At 54.6% G+C, this 4,311-nt stretch carries 3 protein-coding genes; 1 reads left to right on the top strand and 2 read right to left on the bottom strand.

The features are described from left to right. Positions 1–190: 190 nt before the first annotated feature. Complete coding sequence (locus ACETWG_10665; protein ID MFB0517046.1) at positions 191–1,168, bottom strand: CsgG/HfaB family protein; 978 nt, start codon at positions 1,166–1,168, stop codon at positions 191–193. 30 nt (positions 1,169–1,198) lie between these two features. Beyond that, complete coding sequence (locus tag ACETWG_10660; protein MFB0517045.1) at positions 1,199–1,897, bottom strand: hypothetical protein; 699 nt, start codon at positions 1,895–1,897, stop codon at positions 1,199–1,201. A 371-nt stretch (positions 1,898–2,268) separates the two neighbouring features. Between ACETWG_10660 and ACETWG_10655 the strand changes: the two genes are divergently transcribed. Then, positions 2,269–4,080 carry a DegV family protein gene (locus tag ACETWG_10655; protein MFB0517044.1) on the top strand — a complete coding sequence of 604 codons (1,812 nt, stop codon included), beginning with the start codon at positions 2,269–2,271 and terminating at the stop codon, positions 4,078–4,080. Positions 4,081–4,311 lie beyond the last annotated feature (231 nt).

The raw sequence follows: 4,311 nt of genomic DNA, 5'->3' as shown, positions 1-4,311 counted from the left end.
GGCCGTGCAGTCTTGTGCCGCTGCTATCGGCCTCCTGTGAAAGGAGCCTGTGTCGAAGGACTATATAAAGATAGCGACTGCTGGAAATGAAGTCGGAACGCGAAAGTCGGGATCGGGGAGCCGGCCCTTAATTCTGCCCCCCGCCAAGCCTTCTACTCCCGAGAACATACAGCAAATACCATCGTTACTCTCATTGCGAAGCGGAGATAACTAAATCGCCCGCTTGTATCGTCGTGGAATCGCCTTTTTTAAAAGTAATCTGGCCGGTTGACAGATTTTTTTCGGTGGTACGAATGGTGATCGCTGCTAAAACCTCTTTGTTCCATCCGATATGCTCACCGGTAGCTGGATGCGTAATCTCACCGGTTATTCGGAAGACTATGAGATTGTCTCCTATTGACATTCCGCGATCTTCCCCAATATCGGTGATCACTTGGGTCTCATCAGCAAGAACGACATAGCCCAGCAGCGGGAAGAGATCCCCAATTTTGGCTCCGATCCCCTGTATGGCATCCTTGGATGCTTGGGCATAGGTGGAAGCATAGTCGATTGCGCCACTGACCACCGTGCCTTCCGACGTCACCACAACTTTATTCTCGCTCCTGCCGACAGCATGCTGGGAAAGTAGGATTTTCCCGCTCGTAGCATCCACTGCCCGCACGTCCAGCCCAACTTCAATCACAACCAGGATGTACCCGAACTTATCAATGCTCTGTTGCGTTGCTGAGGTAATCGCTCCCAGCACGACGTATTCCGCACCAAGAACCTTGCCCATCTGAGCAGCGGTGGATTCATCCATAATGCCGGTGAGGCCCAGGTCCTGCTCCGACAATACCTGGTGCATCCTGGTACGCTCGATAACATCGAACCGGCCCGACCTGACCAGGGAGGTGATCAGCAGGTCCGCGAGCTTCAGGTCTACTTTGCCTGCCAGCTTCTCGGCGCCCTCAAAGTCCAGAACAGCGACCCGTTTCTTCAGCCCCTCACCGGCCTTGATGCGATCAATAATGGCGTCATCCCATCCAGGGGGCATGGACAAACTCACCGCCGGTTGTTCCTCCGTAACCAGCTCCGCTTCCAGAGCTGATGGGGCGCTGGTAGCCGCGCAGCTTGCCAGAACGAGGGCCAAACCAGTGGCTGCTGCTATCCGGGCATAAGTCTTTGCCATTTGTCTTACCATTCTTTTAGCGAACCCTCCTTATCCACTTAGTTCCTTGATTCCACTAATTAGCACCGCGATATCCTCCACTATAACCGGTGCCTTATCACGCACGTGCTTTAGTCTATCTATGCTTTCATTGAGTCCTTCCACCACTGGCCTGATTTCCCAGAACCTGGGGATTCCAAATATGGTGAAATCGTCTTTAACATTGGTTAATAAGGCACCACCGCTTCTAATTAAATCGGGTGTTTCCTTGATGCCGCGTACCAGCGCGAATGAGGCAATGCCCAGTTCACCGATGGTAGTGGCGAAGTATTCGACTTCATGCTGCGTGATCCGATCGCGTTCCTGCTCCATTCTCATAACCGCCAGCGATTGTTCCACACTGAGCTGATCAGGCGGTGTATCCCCTATGAGCTCCCGGATATTCTCATCCATAACCGCTCCGGCCAGGCGGTCACGTGCAAATCGCTTTAGATTCGCGGTGGCATCATTCACCATCGAACCAGCCAGCTCCGCTGTGTAGTATATCAGGGCACTAGATTTGAAAAATTCATTGTATTTCTCGATGCCGGTAACCGGATAGTCTATCAGGGCGACATAAATTCCATGCTCTTCCAGAAACGCCAGCTTGGGATCCAGGTCGGAGAGTGTGAGAACGGCGCGGGAAGGGGCACATCCAGATAGAAATAAGGTAACAACCGCTATGGTCGATAACGTGAGAATCCTTTTCATCGATTGCATCCTAAAAATATAATCACCTTGATTGAGTTTCCATGTAACCTACTTTTATAGGTCATAAAAGGAATTTGTATTATTAAAAAAAGTAACGGCCATTTCCCGTGATTCCAATAACCTTCTTCCACATCATCAGACGAGTTCGCACACCTGTTACTCAATACCCGGTGTGACGTTACTTCGATTACGGATGCTAAGATCGGCATATACTGCATTTCTAGCACGGTAGTAAGACGTATATGTGGTGCTCAGAACCAAATTGTATGGTAATTTTGGCTGTCAATGGTAATATATCACCTAATCGTTAGAATGGAGATGGCTTCCACGTCGGGTGGGCGTACGATTGAGCACCCGTTCACGAGCTAGGCATGTCAGAGGCTAAAATCACCTATCTGGACGGCATCCGCCTGTATCGAGGACTGACCGCCGGCATCCACCAGGTGCTGTCCCACCAGCAGCACCTCGACCGCATCAACGTCTTCCCGGTCCCTGACGGGGATACCGGCACTAACCTCAGCTTCACGCTCATGTTCATTCTGGACAACGCTGACCAACAGGTCCAGGTGCACGCCGGCCGCACCGCCGTGGCCATCGCCGATGCCGCCCTGGACGGCGCCCGGGGATGCTCGGGCGTGATACTGGCCCAGTTCTTTCAGGGCTTCTCGGACAGCTGCGCCGAGCTGCAACAACTGACCGTCCAGCATTTCACCCGGGCCACCGAAAACGGCTACGAGTATGCCCGCCAAGCCCTGGCCGAACCGGTGGAGGGAACCATCCTGTCGGTCATTAAGGCCGTCGTCGAGAGCTGCAAGGAGCGAACCAGAGCAGGCGTCACCGATTTCATGCAACTGCTTAAGGAAACGCTGGTCCGGGCCGAGGAGGCCCTCCGTCGAACACCCGAGCAGCTGGACATCCTGAAGAAACGGGGGGTGGTAGACGCCGGCGGCCAGGGATTCGTCTACATCCTCAGAGGTATCCTCGATTTCATTACCCGGGGCTCCCTCCGCCGCAGCTGGAAACTGGAGCAGTTCCTGCCTTCCATCGAGCTACCTGACACCAGCCTGGCCCAGCCCTCCGCTGATACCGACCAACGCTACTGCGCCGAGTGCCTGGTCCTGGGCCGCGACATCCCCCGCAATAAGCTGCGGGAAGCGCTCATGGGGCTGGGCGACAGCCTGGTGCTAGGGGGATCAAAGGAACGCATCCGGGTTCATATCCACACCAATGAACCCCAGGCCGTCTTCGACATAGTGCGGACCTATGGAGAGCTGACGGGTGAGAAGGTGGATGACATGCAGCGGCAGACCGGAACGGCCCGGGGTGCCCAAAAAGGGGTAGCTGTCGTGACCGACTCCACTGCCGATATTCCAGCCGAACTCATCGAGGTCTACGACATCCATGTGGTGTCATTGAAACTGCACTTCGGCAACAAAGGCTATGTGGACAAAGTCACCATCTCACCGAAGGAGTTCTACCAGGAGCTGGCCACCAATCCCCACTATCCCCACACCTCCCAGCCTACGCCCGGCGATTTCTGGCGTATCTATCAGTTCCTCGCCAGCCATCACGACAGTATCGTCTCACTGCACCTGCCGGCGACAGTGAGCGGCACCATCAACTCGGCGGAAAACGCGGCCCGGCGGCTTCCCCGAGTCCATATCACTATCCTGAATGCTAACAACGCCACCGTGGGACTGGGGCTCATTGCCACCGCAGCAGCCAAAGCGGCCAAGGAGGGTAAGGGGCATGAGGAGGTAGTGGCGGCCGCCCGAACAGCCATCGACCGGACGGTATTTTATGCTATCGTGAAGGACCTGGCTTCCGTTGTCCGGGGTGGCCGGGTGCCACGCATATATAAGATCATCGCCGATGTGCTGCGGGCTGTGCTGGTGTTGAGCATGAACCGCAAGGGCACAGTCAGCCTGGCAGGCGTTTTCTTCGGCCACCGTGACACCACCCGGGGATTGGCTAAATGGGTCGCTCGCCGCATCGACCTGGACAAAACCTACGACGTCTTCATCAGCCACTCCCAGTGCCCCGAAGCAGCCAAACGATTGGCCGAACTGATGCCCAAATTCGGCTTCCAGACCGGTGAGATCTACATCACCGATACCGGAACTGTCATCGGAGCCCACGCCGGACCCGGTTCCCTGATTCTAGCCCTCCAGGCTACCGGATAATCTGATCACTCACCAGATAGTTTGTTATCACACCCGATGGTTAAATGGACAATTTGAAAAACATCGCCCCCAAAAAGGGCCGCCTCATTCTAACTCTTGAGACTTGTCGATATTATACCTATCTTGTTAATATAGCACCTTCTTCAACAAGGACTGCGATGAAGATTCAAACGGCTGGTTATTAATTTCGGTTTCATGAACCATGAACCCCGCTGCTGACGACATGACGGC

The sequence above is a fragment of the Candidatus Neomarinimicrobiota bacterium genome (assembly GCA_041862535.1).
Lineage (GTDB): Bacteria > Fidelibacterota > Marinisomatia > SCGC-AAA003-L08 > TS1B11.
The sequence above is the reverse complement of the archived record's forward strand: the minus strand, read 5'-3'. Positions and strand labels throughout refer to the sequence as shown.